We start from the raw sequence: 17,289 nt of genomic DNA on the forward strand, positions 1-17,289 counted from the left end.
ACTTATTGACAAAACAAATTACTATTTGATTAAATCGATAAGTCATATTGATATTATTTATCAATATCACAACAGGCAAGTTTAATAAGATTTTTGTCATTGTAAAAAAATAGCAAATTATTTATCATCCTTATACCTTTGCCCTATCAATAACACAAGATACATAATAATAACAATTAATATTTAATAAAATGAAAACAGCGAAAAATCTAATTAGTCTTGGTTTAGTTTTAGGAGGCCTATTATTACCTCAATTATCAAATGCTCAAAAAATAACTCAAAAAACTACCACAATCACTATTTCAGGAACTTCTCCAATGCACGATTGGGAAATGAAAGGTTCAACATCAACTTTCAGTGGAATAGTAGCCGGAAATGTAATTACAAATGTAAACCTTATAGTTCCAGTAAAGGCTTTGAATGCAGAAAAAGGTAAAACAATGGAAAAGAAAGCTTATGAAGCTTTAAAATCTGACAAAGCACCAAACGTAACCTTCACAGCAAGCTCAATTAATATCGGGAAAAGCAATGTTACAGGAAAATTAACCATAGCAGGAACTGCTAAAAATGTTTCTTTCCCAGTGTCTGTAGTAAAAAAAGGAAATGCTTACATCATAGACGGAACCGAAACGGTTAAATTATCTGAATTTGGGATGGATCGTCCAGGATTTATGGGAATCAAAACCGGAGATGCTGTCACTGTAAAAGTGAATGTTGTAGCAGAATAAAAAATCAAACTGAATAATAACTGAATAATTTTAATATCATGAAAAGAAATCTATTAAAAGTTAGCTTCATCGCTGCTTTAGCAATGGCAAACCTTGGCTTGGCTCAAGAATTTCCAATCGACAATCTTAATCCACGTGATCACAGAAGCATCAATGCTTTTGAAAACCCAAAAGATACTGTAAGTACTTTTGAAAAAATGAAAGTGAGAGTTGGAGGCGCATTCGCACTTCAGTTCCAGGCTATCCAGCACGAGAATAATGCAACACCTGTACTCAACGCTGCTGGAGTCAATACAAACCAATTGTATGATATCGGAAACAACTTCAACCTGGCAACTGCCAACCTTGATCTTGACGTGGCATTATACGACGGCGTTAACTTACACTTGAGAACTTTTTTATCTTCTCGTCACCATAACGAGACTTATGTAAAAGGTGGATATTTACAAATCAACAAATTAGACTTCATCAAGAAAGACTTTCTTAAAGATGTGATGAAGTATGCAACCATCAAATTTGGTCACGATGAGATCAACTATGGCGATGTCCATTTCAGAAGAAGTGATAATGCTTATGTTACAAACAATCCTTTTGTAGGCAACTATCTGATGGATGCTTTTGCAACAATGGTTTTTGCTGAGGTCTATTACAGAAGAGACGGATTTATAGGAATGGCAGGTATAACCAACGGAAGACTGAACCAAACTGCTAATGGTGGAACGAGTCCTTCACTTTACGCCAAATTAGGCTATGACAAACAGCTCAATGAAGATCTTAGAGTGAGACTAACAGGATCTGTTTATAATACAGCGCACACCCAAAGACTCGACTTCTATGATGGCGACAGAGCAGGATCAAGATATTACTTTGTAATGGAAAATACAGCAGCAACTTCTTCTGCCAACTTCAGATCTGGACAGATTGTTCCTGACTTCAAAAACAAACTGACCTCATTTATGATCAACCCGTTTGTAAAATACAAAGGATTGGAATTCTTCGGAACTTATGAAAATGCGTCTGGCAGAAACTTCGCGGAGACAGACAGAAGAACATGGAACCAATACGCTGCAGAATTACTTTACAGATTTGGAAATAACGAAAATCTATACGTTGCAGGAAGATACAATGGCGTAGACGGAAAATTGGCTACCGGAGAAAAAGTGGATGTCACAAGATTCAATGTTGGGGGTGGATGGTTTATGACAAAAAATATCCTTACCAAACTGGAGTACGTCAACCAAAAATATGATGGGTATGCGCCAACCAACATCCTTTATGGTGGCAAATTCAATGGATTTGTATTAGAAGCAGCCATAGCTTTCTAAATATTCAGTTAACAGAAGCAGAGGAAACTCTAGGGTTTCCTCTGTTTTAAAAAATTAAAATTATGCGACTTCTTTATTTACTTTTCGGTTTTATGACGCTTTTTGCAAAGGCACAGGAAAACTTTGTTCAGATCAACGGAAGTACCAACGTCAACAAGTTTCAGTGTGTGAATAACAAATTCAAAGCAGAAACAGGCGTTTATACTTTCACAGAAAGAAGCCTCCCGAATATCATTCTGAAAGTCAACGAGTTTGATTGTGGAAACAAAATGATGACCAAGGATTTTCAGAAAATACTGAATTCTGAAAAATACCCGAATATGATTATCAAGTTCATCAACTTCACCAAAGTTCAGAAAAATTATATCGCCATTGTAGAAGTCAAAATGATGAACCAAAGTAAAAGATACAACGTAGAATTTGAGATAGAAAACAACAAGTTAATCGGACGCAAAAATGTTAAATTCAGTGATTTCAATATCACACCTCCGAAAAAAATGGGTGGAATGATCGTCGTAAAAGATGACTTGGACTTGACATTCAGCTTAGCAACAAAAATTTAAAATCAATCCAATAACTTTTTCATATAATTAGATTTTTCAACATCACAATATCGCGCTAGAAAGACATTGTGATTCGAGGAACTTGCAGACTCAGCTGTAGGTTCCTTTTTATTTAACTTCACCGAACCACTCATTAGGTTTTGGGCGTCTTTATCGACGATTTCACTTTCAAATCAAACCAATCGAAGACAAATAAAAAACTTAATTCTGAAGAAATTACCAAATAAAATATCGCACAATTTAGCAATCTATCAGTCTGAGGCTCTCGAAGACAAATTTCTGAAAGAAATTATTCATCAAAAATTTTCAAAATTCATAATATTTCAAATTCGTAAATTTGCAATGTGAATATTAATCAAGCAGACCTTAACGAATTAGAATTTCCGGAACTCCTTTCGGAAATTGCCCCTTTCGCTTACTCGCCGAAAACGGCAGACAAAATAATGGAACTTCGTCCAATGGAAATAGACGAGGCAGAAATCTCTTTGAAAAAAACCTCAGAATTCTTAACGAGTTTTGAAAGTTCCAACGCCATTCCTTTTGATGAGTATGAAGACATCGAAGAGGAACTAAAACTGATGCTGATAGAGAATTACAGATTAGAGAATAAATCGTTTATCAAAATCAAAACAATTACCGAGCAAATCGGGAAATTGCAAAGATTCTTCCCTCAGCTTTCAGAAGCTTTTCCAACATTATTGGAAGAAATCAAAGATTTGGAATTCCGAAAAGAAATTATCGATAAAGTGGATAAAGTTTTCAACCGATTCGGAGAAGTCAAAAGCGAAGCTTCAACGATTCTGAAAACCTTAAGAACAGAAATCCAACACGCCAGAAAAGCGATTGACGAAAACTTCAACCGATCTTTGGTTACTTATTCAGATTTTTTAGAAGATATCAGGGAAACAATTGTCGAAGACCAAAGAGTTTTAGCGGTAAAATCCGGTTTCAAAAAGAGAGTGAACGGGCGTGTTTTAGGTATTTCCAAAACAGGTTCTATCACTTACATTCAGCCGGAAAATGTTGTGAAACATTATTTCAAACTGAGAGAAAATCAGGAAGAAGAGAAAAAAGAAATCGATAAAATCCTTCGTCAACTAACTGCAGAGATTGCAGAATTCCAGCCACAACTTTCGGATTATCAAACTTATATTTTCGATTTGGATTTAATTCGAGCCAAAGCAAAATTTGCCGAAAAAGTCAACGGAATTTTACCGAAAATCAACAGACATCAAACCTTGCGTTTGAAAGATGCCTTTCATCCGTTGCTTTGGGTTAGGAATAAAAACGAAAACAAAGAGATTTTCTCACAGACTTTAACTTTAACAGAACATAATCGAATCATCTGTATCTCCGGACCAAATGCCGGTGGAAAATCTATCACGTTAAAAACCGTTGGATTATTACAATTAATGATTCAAAGTGGGATTTTAGTTCCTTGTCATCCAAAATCTGAGATGTTTTTCTTTGAAAAGATTATGACTGATATTGGAGACAATCAATCCATAGAAAATCACTTGTCAACCTACTCTTCCCGACTGAAAAAAATGTCCGGAATGATTCGTGAAGCGGATAACAAAACATTGTTATTGATTGATGAATTCGGAACCGGTTCTGACCCGGAATTGGGCGGTGCTTTGGCAGAAAGTTTTATGGAATATTTCTACGACAAGAAAAGTTTCGGAATCATCACAACGCATTACACCAATATCAAACTGGTTGTAGAACAATTGCCTGCAGCAACTAATGCAGCAATGCTTTTTGACGAACATTCTTTGGAACCGCTTTATAAATTGGAAATCGGGCAAGCCGGAAGTTCTTTCACTTTTGAAGTGGCTGAAAAAAATAAGATTCCTAGATTTATTATTAAAAACGCAAGAAAGAAAGTAGAACACGATATTGTAAATCTTGACAAAACGATTGTAAAACTTCAGCAGGAAAAATTCGAAGTTGAAAAACTGAAATCTGATTTGTCGGAAAAACGTGATTCTGTAGAAGACAAACGTGATAATCTTCAAAAACTGAATGAACAGCTTCAGCAAAAGCTTTTCAATTTCCAAAAATTGTATGAAGAAGAACACAGAAAACTTCAGTTTGGAAACAAGATTGAAGCGTTTATCGACAGTTATGTGAAAGGTAAATCCCGAAAAGATGTGGTTAAAGATTTTGTGAAAATCCTGGAACAGGAAAAATTCCGAAAATTGGGAACTGACAAAGATGAAACAAAACGTCTTCAGGTGGTGAAACGCAAAATCACGCAACAACTGAAGAAAGAAGACGTCATCGAAAAAATTGCTGAAACCAACGAAAAGTTGGAAGAAAAACGTAAAGCAGAACGTGCCGTTTGGATGAAAGTCGGTCAACGCGTCCGAATCGCCGGAAGTACAAGTGTTGGGACCATTGAAAAGATTTCAAAAAACAAAGTGATTGTTAACTACGGAACCTTCAAAACCACGATTGATTCTGGAGAATTGGAAAGAATCTAAAATCTCAAATTGTTAATAAAAAAACCTTTCAAAGCTTAGAACTTGGAAAGGTTTTTTTATAATCAGCGAACAATTAATGATGATAAACATCCTCATACATCACACCAGCCTCAATTCTTACTGGTAACTTATTTTCTTCCGGAACAATCGGACAGTTGTAATCAAAAGCATTATAAGCGCAAAAAGGCTGATAAGATTGATTAAAATCCAGGACAATTTCGTTTCCTGATGGGATTTTCAAATCCATATATTTTCCGCCGCCATAAGTTTCTTTCTCATTTGTCAAATCCCGGAAAGGCAGAAAAAGATAATCTTTATATTTCTCCATTTTCATGAGATCCAGACTTTGATATAAAGTCAATGTCAAAGATTGACCGTCCAACTCAAAAGTCGCTTTCCCATACTCCTGATATTGCTTGAATTTCCCAGAGGAAGTCGGCAATTCAAATGGAACAGGGTTTTCAGTTTTTACAAATTTAGCAGTAACTCTATATTTCAGATTGATTGGAAAGAACGGATGCTTTTTAAAATTCTTAAGATTATCTCCTCGTAAAGGCGATTCTTTTGGGTTTAGATATTCTGAATTCAGTTCTTTTTGGAATTTTTTTATCGATGCAATATTTTCTTTTTCAGTCTGAGCATTTAAAAATAAAGACAATATGAGGAATAGGAAACTTAATTTTTTCATAATTCAATTTAATTATTTAGTCAGCAGATTCACTCTCAGAATCATCAACTTCATTAGACTTCAACTTAGCTTTTTTCATTTGAAAATACTTATCAAAAGTCGATTTGAAAACCGGAACTTCATCATCTTCACCCATTAGGAATCCCCAGGATTGGAGACCTTCCACTCTATCAAAAATAATTTTCAAAATTGCCAAAACCGGAATCGTCAAAAACATTCCCGCAATTCCCCAAAGCATTTCGCCAATTACAAGTCCAATAATAACAATCAAAGAATTGATTTTCACTTTGGAACCAACAACCCTTGGCATTATGATGTTTCCATCAATTGCGTGAATCACAACAATCGCAATCACAATAAACAAAACGTGACTGATTCCAGAAGTTGCAAACGTAATCAAAGCACCAATCAATAAAGCAATAAAAATTCCGATGTAAGGAAGAATATTTAAGATTCCTGTAATGATTGCCAGCATAAAATTATATTTAACGCCGATAATCGTGTAAGCAATCAAAGATAAAATGGTCACAATAATCATTTGCAGAAACAATCCAACCAGATATTTTTTCACCATAAACTGAATACTGTGAACCACCTCAAAAACAGTTTTGTGATGTGCTTCTGTGAAACTTGCTACTAAAAATTTAAGTAAATGAGTTCTGTACAAAAGGAAAAATAAGGCAAACAAAAACGTAAAACCTGTCAACATCAAGATATAACCAATCGACTTCAATGCTCTTTCCAAAATCGCAGTTCCTGTACTGATAGATTTTTTTGCTGTGTCATTTAAATACTCTAATTGGTCGCGTCTTCTGACTCCGAAAGTTTTGGAAATCCAGCTTTGCAAATCGTCCGTCAAAGTGATAAATTGTTTCTGAAACTGAGGCCAGTCATTCGACAATTTAGCCACTTGTATTGAAATTCCGTAAATTACGCCTGCAATAATTGCCAAAGCCAAAAGACTCGCCAAAATAGATGACAAACTTCTCGGGAATCTCAATCGCTTTTCCATAAAACGGGAAAGCGGTGTCAGTAAAATCGCCACAAGCAATCCCAAAATCATCGGAACAAAAATTTGCTCGCCGATAATCGCTAAAAATCCCAGAACAACAATACTGATGAGAATACAAGATAACTTGAGGTAAAAAGGATAAGTCTGCTTCATATTATTAGATTTTAGTTTTTAGAAGTTAGATTTTGGACTAATTTCTAAAATCTAACTTCTAATATCTTCTAAATTTATTTTCCGATTAGAAAAACAGCTGGAATCTTATGCAATTCTGGTTTGTCTTTTTTCCAATCGTTAATCGTTTTTGTTTTGATAAATTCAGTTTCTGGGTCATTGATGTTGGCAGCGATGCACAATTTTGTATTTGGATTCAGAAATTTAGTTAAATCTTCGAATAATGGATTATTTCTGTAAGGTGTTTCCATAAAAATCTGCGTGAATCCAGTTTTCTCCACCATATTTTCCAAATGTTGAATTTCCTTTTTCTTTTTATCTTTTTCAATAGCCAAATAACCATTGAATGAAAACTGTTGCCCATTGAATCCACTCGCAATCAAAGCTAAAACGAAAGAACTTGGCCCATTAACAGGAATCACTTTAATATTATTTTTGTGAGACCAACCAACAATAATATTTCCTGGGTCGCCAATGCAAGGCAAACCTGCTTCCGACAACAATCCGAAATCTACGCCTTCTTTCATTAGTTTCTGAGCTTCTTTCAAATCTGCCGTTTCAGAATATTTGTCAAGAAGAAACAATTTGAGTTCCGGTTGTTTTTTCTCGGGAGCAAAAAACTTGATGACCTTTCGGGCTGTCTTTTCGTTTTCCACAAAGTAATGGTCGACATTTATAATAATGTCTTTGATTGTCGATGCAAAATAATCAACAGGAGAATTTTCTGAAAGATAAGCTGGTAAAAGGTATAGCATTTTATGTTTATTAATTATGTTATGTTCTTTTTCTTGAAACAAAAGAACCAAAAATTCAAGACTGTGGAAACTCAGCTAAAATATTGAATAAATTACTAAAAAATCTAAACTCGCTGCCAATGCTTTTCCAGCAACAGCTTCAAACAGTAGATTTTTCTTAAAGCAATTTTTTCAATATTTCTTAACGCTTCCGTTTCCAATGTCATTATTAAAGTCGAATCACTCGCAACCCGACTTGAGCGGAAATTCTTTTTTGCTAACCCTAAAGTTCTATTTAATCTGAAATCGTCTGCAAAAAAGATTGGGAGCCATTCGTCAAGCTCAGGATAAACTACAGGCGGATGAAGCTGCCCAAATCCTAACAATTACAAATTTAGTTCAAAACTTCTTTTAATCGGTCTTTGTCCAATCGATTTTCCCAATTGGAAACGACAACCGTTGCTACTGCATTCCCAATAACATTGGTCAAAGCACGACATTCCGACATAAATTTGTCAATCCCGAGAATCAAAGTCATTCCGGCAATCGGAACTTCGGGAACAACAGCCAAAGTCGCCGCCAAAGTGATAAATCCTGCACCTGTAACGCCAGCTGCACCTTTGGAACTCAACATTGCGACCAAAAGTAAACCTATCTGATGTTCCAAAGTCAAATCGATATTACAAGCCTGAGCGATGAACAACGCCGCCAAAGTCATATAAATATTGGTTCCATCGAGATTGAAGGAATAGCCAGTCGGAACCACCAAACCAACGACGCCTTTATCACAGCCTGCATTTTCCATTTTTTTCATCAATCCTGGAAGTGCAGGTTCAGACGAACTTGTCCCTAAAACCAGAAAAATCTCTTCCTTGATATATTTCAGAAATTTGAAAATATTGAATCCATTATACCAAGCAACACTTCCCAAAATCAAAATCACAAACAACGCCGAGGTCACATAAAATGTTCCGACGAGCATCGCCAAGTTTTTTAACGATTCTACACCATATTTTCCAATCGTGAAAGCCATTGCCCCGAATGCTCCGATTGGCGCCAATTTCATTAAAATTTCTACAATTTTGAAAATTGGAATTGTTAAGGTTTGAAGAAAATCTTGAACTGGCTGACTTTTTTCCGACGTGACTGCCAAAGCGACCCCAAATAAAATTGCTACCAAAAGCACCTGCAAAATATTATCACCTGTCAACGGACTAAATAACGTCTCTGGAATAATATTGAAAATAAAACTGACCAAAGAATTGTCGTGTGCCGCTTTTACATATTTCTCAACTTCTGCGCCGTTCAGCGTATTTGGATTGATGTTAAGACCTTTTCCCGGCTGAACAATATGACTGACAATCATTCCGATAATCAAAGCCAAAGTTGAAAATGTAAAAAAATAAATGAATGCTTTTCCTGCTACTCTTCCGACTTTTTTAAGGTCGCTCATTCCGGCAATTCCGGTGGAAACGGTAAGAAAAATGACCGGCGCAATAATCATTTTGACCAGCTTGATAAAGCCTTCGCCAAGAGGTTTCATTTTCTCACCCAAGTCAGGATAAAAATAACCGAGAGAAACACCGAAGACAATCGCAATCAGCACCTGAATGTAGAGAAGCTGGTAGAATTTTTTCGGTTTTAAAGGTTTTTGTTCAATGTCCAAATTCATAAAAAGACTTATCTTACAAATTTAGAATTGTTTATGAATTATATGGTGTTGTTCTTGATTTTTTCTGCAATTATTTCACAAGAATCATTGAGCATTTTGTAAACTTTATCAAAACCGTCTATTCCGCCGTAATAGGGATCAGGAACTTCTAATTCGTTATCAAGAATTAATCTGATTTTATGTTTTTGAGAATCGTCTGCCATTTTCAAAACATCTTTGTAATTATTTTTGTCCATACAGAAAATCAAATCAAAGTCATCCAAATCTGACTTTTTGATTGGCCTTGATTTCTGCATCGAGATATCTATTCCGTTTTTTAAAGCGGTTTTTACAGAACGTTCGTCAGGTCCATTTCCTTCGTGGTAATTGATTGTTCCTGCACTATCAACAAAATAATTATCATCGAGTTTAGATTTTAAGATTCCTTCTGCCAAAGGACTTCTGCAAATATTCCCAAGACAGACCATTAATATTTTCATTAATCAAATTTGTATTAAGTAAGATGTAAAAAGTATTATGACTTTAAAATTAAAAAAAATAAGATCATAAAAAAAGGATTTAAAAACTTAAATCCTTGTATTGTTATTGTGCAATTTTATCTTTCAAATCCTTGATGTATTTCTTCAATTCTTTATCAATTTTTGAAACATCTCGAATCGTGTCGCAAGCATACATCACAGTTGAATGGTCTTTTCCGCCCATTTCTTCACCGATTTTTGTGAACGTTGCATTGGTATATTCTTTTGCAAAATACATTGCTAATTGTCTCGGTAAAGCGATTTCTCTTTTTCTAGTTTTAGACAACAATTGTTCTCTCTGAATTCCGAAATAATCACAAACAATCTCCTGAATGTAAGGAATATTGATGGTTTTCTTCTGAGTTGTCGCTAATTTGTTAATTGTATCTTTTAATAAATCAAGGCTGAAATCAGATTTATAAACCGTTGAATAAGCAATTACTGCATTCACAACACCAATCAGTTCTCTTACACCGTTGGTTTTAACTTCTGATGCTAAATAATCTAACATATCGTCCGTTAATTCGATTCCGTCACGGCTTAATTTATCAACGATGATTTTTCTTCTTGTATCGAAGTTTGGCGATTTGATTTCTGCAGAAAGTCCCCATTTGAAACGGGAAATAATCCTTTCCTGAGTATCCAGAATATCTGCCGGTGCTTTATCAGAAGTTAAGATAATTTGTTTCCCGTTCTGATGCAAATAGTCAAAAATATGGAAGAAACTATCCTGAGTTGCCGCTTTTCCTGACAAGAACTGAATATCATCAATAATCAAAACATCAATCATCTGATAATAATGCTGGAAATCTGTTTTATTCTGAGATTTCGCCGCTTTCACAAAATCCTGAATGAATTTTTCAGAAGACTGATACAAAACTACTTTCTCAGGAAAAGAAGCTTTCACTTCAAGTCCAATCGCTTGCGCCAAATGAGTTTTACCAACTCCATATCCACCATAAACAAATAACGGGTTAAAAGCAGTTGAGCCTGGCCTTTTTGCAATCGATCTCGCAACAGTGGAAGCAAACTTATTACTTTCTCCTTCGATGAAATTATCAAAAGATTGATCCGCTTTCAAGTTAGAATCAATATTGATTTTTTTGATTCCCGGAACCGCAAAAGCATTGACATTATTATCCTTAAGAACCGGTCTGGCCTCCTGGATTTTTGGAGCCTGGGTAGAAATCCCTTTTACATTCATCGTAATTGGTTTTTCTTTTCCGGCAGGCTTATTTTCCATTACAGAATACCACAACTTCACACCTTTACCAATATTTTTCTTAAGCGCAGCAGACAGTAAAGACAAGTAATTGTCCTCGATATATTCTTTGTAAAAATCACTAGGAACAAGCAACGTCAGATTATTGTTCACCAAAGAAATTGGTTGAACTTTATCAAACAATAAGTCGAAAGAATTTTCTAACTTTTTGAGGTCTGTATTATCCTCCGCTGCGTTTAGATTATCCCGCATAAACTGGATGCATCTATCCCAGATTAACTCTAAATTTTCATTCATTTTTCTGCTGCTATTTCCGGTGGGATTTTAGTTTTTTAAGAAGACAACAAATATCTAATTATTAATTTTCATAAAAAAATTTTTTCACTATTGATTATTAAAAAATATATTTGTATGAATTATTAACGACTTAAAATGATACACACAACCAACTCAATAAGAGTACGTTACGGAGAAACTGACCCAATGAAATATGTCTATTATGGTAACTACGCAGAATATTTTGAAGTAGCGAGAGTTGAACTTTTCCGCACCCTTGGGATGTCTTATGACGAAATAGAAAAGAGAGGAATTTTTCTTCCCGTTTCCGAATATAAAATTAAGTATTTGAAACCAGGACTTTATGACCAACTTTTGGAAATTCATACTTATGTTAAAAAAATTCCGGGTGTTAAAATCGAATTCGATTATGAGATTTACAATGAAGATAAAGTCAAAATTACCGAAGCTTCTACTACTCTATTTTTTCTGGATGCAGAAACTAATAAAATCGTAAGATGTCCAGATTTCCTATTAGACTTGATTAAGGAAAATTGGAAGGAATAAATTGCCCTTCTCCAAATTTTCAATATATTCGGAATTAAAATAAAACTTAAATGAAAAAATTACTCGCAATAGTTTCATTATCTATTGTATCATTATTTTCAGCTCAGCAAAAAACCTATTGTAATCCTATTAACATCGATTATGGTTACACGCCGTTTGAAGTTTTCTCCAAGCAAGGAAAACATCGTGCAACTGCGGACCCGGTAATCGTTAATTTTCAGAAAAAACTTTTCTTGTTTTCTACCAATCAGGAAGGTTATTGGTACAGTGACAATATGCTGGACTGGAAATTTGTCTATCGAAAATTCCTAAGAGACAACAAATATACACACGACCTGAACGCACCTGCAGTTTGGGCAATGAAGGACACTTTATATGTTTTCGGTTCAACTTGGGAACAGGATTTTCCGATTTGGAAAAGCACCAACCCAACGAAAGACGATTGGAAAATCGCAGTCGATACTTTGAAAGTTGGCGCTTGGGACCCGGCATTTCATTATGATGAAGACAAAGATAAACTTTACCTCTATTGGGGTTCGAGCAACGAATGGCCTCTTCTCGGAACCGAAGTCAAAACAAAAACTCTTCAATCTGAAGGTTTTGTAAAACCCGTCATCAGACTTAAACCAGAAGACCACGGCTGGGAAAGATTCGGAGAATACAATGATAATGTTTTCCTTCAGCCATTTGTGGAAGGTGCCTGGATGACAAAATATAAAGACAAATATTATCTTCAATACGGCGCGCCGGCAACGGAATTCAGTGGATATTCTGATGGTGTTTATGTTTCGAAAAATCCATTGGAAGGCTTTGAATATCAGCAACACAATCCGTTTTCTTACAAACCTGGCGGATTTGCAAGAGGAGCGGGACACGGTGCCACATTTCAGGATAACTACAATAATTGGTGGCACGTTTCCACGATTTTCATCTCGACCAAAAATAATTTCGAAAGACGATTGGGAATCTGGCCAACCGGTTTTGACAAAGACGATGTAATGTACACCAACACGGCTTACGGCGATTATCCGACGCTTTTGCCACAATTTGCTCAGGGCAAAGATTTTTCGAAAGGTTTATTTCCTGGTTGGATGTTGCTGAACTATAACAAACCCGTTCAGGTTTCCTCGACTTTAGGCGGATATCAACCCAATCTTGCAGTAGATGAAGACATCAAGACTTATTGGTCTGCAAAAACTGGAAATTCAGGAGAATGGTTTCAGACAGATTTGGGAGAAGTTTCTACAATCAATGCAATCCAAATTAATTATGCCGACCAAGATGTTGAGTTTATGGGAAAAACGCTTGGCAAAATGCATCAATACAAAATTTATGGCTCTAATGACGGCAAAAACTGGAAAGTAATTGTTGACAAATCAAAAAACCAAACCGATGTTCCGCACGATTATGTAGAATTGGAAACGCCAGCAAAAGCAAGATTCCTCAAAATGGAAAATCTGAAAATGCCGACAGGAAAATTTGCTTTGAGTGGATTCCGAGTTTTTGGAAAAGGTGCCGGAACAAAACCCGCAAAAGTTCAAAACTTCGTTCCATTGCGGGCTGACCCGAAAAAATATGGCGAGAGAAGAAGCATTTGGTTCAAGTGGCAACAAAACTCAGACGCTGACGGTTATGTCATTTATTGGGGAAAATCGCCTGACAAATTATATGGAAGTATTATGGTTTATGGTAAAAACGAATATTTTTTCACCGGAGCTGACAGAACAGACTCCTATTATTTCCAAATTGAAGCATTCAACGCCAATGGAATCTCGGAAAGAACCGAGGTTGTAAAATCGGAATAAATAAAACAAAGTTCACTTTTAAACCTCAGAATAATTGCAATTATTCTGAGGTTTTTTTATTTTTAACAAAAACGAATTCAATGAAATATGACTTACTATTAAATGAAAACACAAATAATAAAATTATTGATAGATACTATTTATTTGAGGATGAAAAAGTAATCCGGTTTTTACCAAATATCCGTACTGTAAACATTTTTGTAGGAGCTAATAACAGCGGAAAAAGTTGGATGATGAGACATTTGATGCAAATAAAAGATTACAAAAGGATTCCTTTAAAAAAAATTGATGATTTAATTATAAATTTCAACAAGAGTATTACCAATGACATTATAACACGCCAACAAAAAAACATATTGCTTAGCGATGGTGCCTTGCCCCTTATAAATATAAAAAAGTTTGAAAATTTAAATTTTAACGATATTACAAAAACGACAAGGGTAAATAATGACGCATTTAGAGTTCTTGACAATATTCCTGAACATAAATGGGCATATTTCGATAAGCCTATCAAAAAAAATCTGATAACTATTTTAGATAAAATAAATCTCCAAATTTTTGCTTTAATGACAGATATTGTCGAGCAGGAAAATACACAAAAAATTTACATCCCTACTCTGAGAACAGCCCATTCTCTATATAATTCTGAAGGACATAAAATAGAAGATGACATTTTCTACAATACTTTACAAAAAAATTACCCAACTGAAAATGTAAAAACATTTACTGGGCTACATCTATACAAATCCATTCTTAATGCTAGAAATGCAAGAAAAGAAATCAGAAAAAGGTTTGAAGATTTTGAAACGTTTGTACAAAATAATTTTTTCAGCGGAAAAAAGATTGATATTGTTGCCGAATTTGACAAGGACAAAAGCTTAAATGGAGATAATTCTGGAGAAATAATTACAATTCATATTGATGGCGAAAATGACACAAGAAAATTATATGAACTTGGAGACGGAATACAAGCTATTATTATTTTGATGTATCAAATATTTATGGCTGAAAATGATTCTACAATTTTTATTGATGAACCAGAACTTAATCTTCACCCAGGTATGCAAAGATTATTCTTTGAACAGATTTCATTAAATAATGATATCACTAAAAAAAATCTCACATATTTTATTTCCACGCATTCAAATCATTTATTGGACTTAACATTAGAAAGCGACAATGTCTCAATTTATTCTTTCAATCCAGTTTTAGAAAAGGGAAATAAAAAAATCATTGTCAGAAATGTAAACTCTGGAAATAATGAATTATTAAAAGATTTAGGAGTTAACAACACTTCAGTGTTTCTTGCTAACTCAAGTATTTGGGTCGAAGGAATTTCTGACCGCAATTACATTAAATCATTTCTGAGAGCCTATTGCGATGATGATAACAAAAGAAACTATCCTAAAGAAGATATTGATTTCGCCTTTTTCGAATATGCGGGCGGAAATATAGAACATTACATTTTCGGAGACGAATTGGATGAAATTGACGATGATGAGAAATTCCTTAAAGAGATAAACACTTTAGCGTTATCCAATAAGATTTTTCTATTCGCCGATTCTGATATGGCAAAAGAAGGAACTAAAAAATTTGAGAGATTGAAATTACTCGAAGAAAAATTCTCTGCCGATAATAATTTAGAAGGTTTAATAATTAGAAATATACGAGAATCTGAAAATCTTTTATCAATAGAAGTTTGGAGAAAAATTTTGATTGAATTTTGTAATAAAAAAGAAGTAACAGAAGAAACTCAAAATGAGATTGATAATTACTTTTCGACTATATCAGAACTAAACCAGACAGAATATGTTGGTAAATTTTTAAAAAAAATAAAAGATTCAGGAATCCCCTTAAATGAAGTTGCAAAAAAAATACCTCGAGGCGCTGGAGAAGAATGGCAAACGTTCAAAGACAAGGCTTCTCTTAGTAGAATCATTCTTGAAAAAACATTAAATAAAGAATTAACTTGGGATGATTTTAAAACGGTTCCGGAAGTTGTTGAGTTAACTGAAAAAATATATCAATTCATTTTAAAACGTGGAAAGAATATGCAAATCCATAATATAGATTAAGTAACGGGCAAAAGTTGTAAAATCAGAATAAATTTTAAAGTTTTTCAAACAAAAATTCAAGCTTTCGGAGTCAATCTTCGAAAGCTTTTTTATTTTTTCTGATTATTATTTCGAAATATTAAATTTTCATTAATTCAATGATTTTAAAAATTAGATTAATATTCATTAACAAACTTAAATTTTAAAAGAAAAATACTCAACATTTTTTCATCAATTGAAATAATTTTATAAATTTATAAGAAATAAGAGAATTAAAATAGAATGGAGTTTTTTCTGACATCAGAAGATAATGATGACCGACCGATTTTCATTACCGGGAATTTCAACAAGTGGAATCCGAAAGATTCAAAGTTTGAATTGGAAAAATTGAATGAGGATAATTATTACATCAATATTCCCGAAGAAATTTTAAATGATGAAATCGAATATAAGTTCACAAAAGGCGGTTGGGAAAATGTGGAAATTGATAAATATGATAACATCACACCGAACAGAAAGACAAAAAAAGAGAAAAAGAAAGTACAAGATTCTGTAGAAAAATGGAGATTGAATTGGGGACCTTTCAAACAAGAATTTTTCCCGATTGTAGAATTGATGGATGAAGAATTTTATATTCCTCAGCTCGACAAAACCAGAAAAGTCTGGGCGCTTTTGCCTTATGATTATTATGATTCAGAGAAGAGTTATCCGGTTTTGTATCTTCAGGATGCGCAGAATTTGTTCAATGAAGGTTCGGCTTACGGAAATTGGGAAATCGATAAAAAATTGTCTTTGCTTGCAGAATATGGTCGCGGGGATTTGATTGTAATAGCTGTTGAACATGGCAACGATGATAGAATCAAGGAATATATTTTTGATAATGAAGATGTGACAAAAAATGCTGAAGGCAAAAAATATTTGAGATTCATCACAGACACATTGAAACCTTGGATTGACAAAAATTACAGAACTAAAAAAGATAGAGAAAACACAGGAATTGGTGGAAGTTCTTTGGGTGGATTGATCAGCATCTATGGGGGATTTCTTTATCCGGAAGTCTATTCCAAATTATTGATTTTTTCTCCGTCTCTTTGGGTTGAGCCTGAAAATGATTTTCCGATGATAAACTTCACTAATCCTTACAAGATCAAAGTTTATCTCTACGGCGGAAGATTAGAAGGCTCCCGAATGGTTGGGAGAATCAGGTTATTTGAAAAAGCTTTGAAGAAATTGACAGCTCAGAAATCATTCGATTTTGAAGTCAGAACCAACATCAGCGACAAAGGAACACATCAGGAATTTTTCTGGTCCCAGGAATTTCCAAGAGCAGTAGAATGGCTTTACATCGATAGTCTCGAAAGTCCTGTGAAAGCCAAGAATGAATTAGAAAATGACATCAATAGCATCGGGCTCTAGCCCGATGAAGAATTAAATATTGTATTTGGCTTTAGCCAAAACTTATAAAACT

General features: G+C 34.4%; 15 protein-coding genes. 8 read left to right on the forward strand and 7 right to left on the reverse strand.

Translation table 11 applies throughout. From position 1 onward, the window contains the following. Positions 1–191 precede the first annotated feature (191 nt). From BUR19_RS11000 to BUR19_RS11015, 4 genes are all read left to right on the forward strand, one after another. Positions 192–728: a YceI family protein gene (locus BUR19_RS11000; RefSeq protein ID WP_074235369.1), complete on the forward strand. Its 537-nt coding sequence runs from the start codon at positions 192–194 to the stop codon at positions 726–728. A gap of 38 nt (positions 729–766) precedes the next feature. Next, positions 767–2,053, forward strand: a complete 1,287-nt coding sequence (locus BUR19_RS11005; RefSeq protein WP_074235370.1) for a hypothetical protein — start codon at positions 767–769, stop codon at positions 2,051–2,053. Between the two features lie 62 nt (positions 2,054–2,115). Continuing rightward, positions 2,116–2,616: a YceI family protein gene (locus BUR19_RS11010; RefSeq protein ID WP_074235371.1), complete on the forward strand. Its 501-nt coding sequence runs from the start codon at positions 2,116–2,118 to the stop codon at positions 2,614–2,616. Between the two features lie 344 nt (positions 2,617–2,960). Continuing rightward, positions 2,961–5,102 carry an endonuclease MutS2 gene (locus BUR19_RS11015; RefSeq protein WP_074235372.1) on the forward strand — a complete coding sequence of 714 codons (2,142 nt, stop codon included), beginning with the start codon at positions 2,961–2,963 and terminating at the stop codon, positions 5,100–5,102. Between the two features lie 73 nt (positions 5,103–5,175). Here BUR19_RS11015 and BUR19_RS11020 read toward each other — a convergent pair whose 3' ends face one another. From BUR19_RS11020 to dnaA, 7 genes are all read right to left on the reverse strand, one after another. Continuing rightward, positions 5,176–5,790, reverse strand: a complete 615-nt coding sequence (locus BUR19_RS11020; protein ID WP_074235373.1) for a DUF1684 domain-containing protein — start codon at positions 5,788–5,790, stop codon at positions 5,176–5,178. A gap of 16 nt (positions 5,791–5,806) precedes the next feature. Then, positions 5,807–6,955: an AI-2E family transporter gene (locus BUR19_RS11025; RefSeq protein WP_074235374.1), complete on the reverse strand. Its 1,149-nt coding sequence runs from the start codon at positions 6,953–6,955 to the stop codon at positions 5,807–5,809. A gap of 74 nt (positions 6,956–7,029) precedes the next feature. Next, positions 7,030–7,728, reverse strand: coding sequence for an SAM-dependent methyltransferase (locus BUR19_RS11030; protein ID WP_074235649.1), 699 nt, complete (start codon positions 7,726–7,728; stop codon positions 7,030–7,032). A gap of 104 nt (positions 7,729–7,832) precedes the next feature. Further along, entirely contained in the window at positions 7,833–8,093 is a 261-nt protein-coding gene (locus BUR19_RS11035) for a hypothetical protein (RefSeq protein ID WP_074235375.1), read from the reverse strand. Between the two features lie 8 nt (positions 8,094–8,101). Continuing rightward, complete coding sequence (locus BUR19_RS11040) at positions 8,102–9,379, reverse strand: dicarboxylate/amino acid:cation symporter (RefSeq protein ID WP_074235376.1); 1,278 nt, start codon at positions 9,377–9,379, stop codon at positions 8,102–8,104. A gap of 38 nt (positions 9,380–9,417) precedes the next feature. Beyond that, a complete protein-coding gene (locus tag BUR19_RS11045) occupies positions 9,418–9,858 on the reverse strand; it encodes a low molecular weight protein-tyrosine-phosphatase (protein ID WP_074235377.1) in 441 nt (146 codons plus the stop codon). A gap of 103 nt (positions 9,859–9,961) precedes the next feature. Further along, entirely contained in the window at positions 9,962–11,416 is a 1,455-nt protein-coding gene (gene dnaA / locus BUR19_RS11050) for a chromosomal replication initiator protein DnaA (protein ID WP_074235378.1), read from the reverse strand. Between the two features lie 135 nt (positions 11,417–11,551). Between dnaA and BUR19_RS11055 the strand changes: the two genes are divergently transcribed. The 4 genes from BUR19_RS11055 to BUR19_RS11070 all read left to right on the forward strand — a co-directional run bounded on the left by BUR19_RS11055 (position 11,552) and on the right by BUR19_RS11070 (position 17,237). Beyond that, entirely contained in the window at positions 11,552–11,962 is a 411-nt protein-coding gene (locus BUR19_RS11055) for an acyl-CoA thioesterase (RefSeq protein WP_074235379.1), read from the forward strand. A gap of 50 nt (positions 11,963–12,012) precedes the next feature. After that, positions 12,013–13,767, forward strand: a complete 1,755-nt coding sequence (locus BUR19_RS11060; protein ID WP_074235380.1) for a discoidin domain-containing protein — start codon at positions 12,013–12,015, stop codon at positions 13,765–13,767. A gap of 80 nt (positions 13,768–13,847) precedes the next feature. Beyond that, entirely contained in the window at positions 13,848–15,842 is a 1,995-nt protein-coding gene (locus BUR19_RS11065; RefSeq protein WP_074235381.1) for an AAA family ATPase, read from the forward strand. Between the two features lie 261 nt (positions 15,843–16,103). Beyond that, complete coding sequence (locus tag BUR19_RS11070) at positions 16,104–17,237, forward strand: alpha/beta hydrolase-fold protein (RefSeq protein ID WP_074235382.1); 1,134 nt, start codon at positions 16,104–16,106, stop codon at positions 17,235–17,237. Positions 17,238–17,289: the final 52 nt, after the last annotated feature.

The organism is Epilithonimonas zeae (genome assembly GCF_900141765.1).
Taxonomy (GTDB): Bacteria; Bacteroidota; Bacteroidia; order Flavobacteriales; family Weeksellaceae; genus Epilithonimonas; species Epilithonimonas zeae.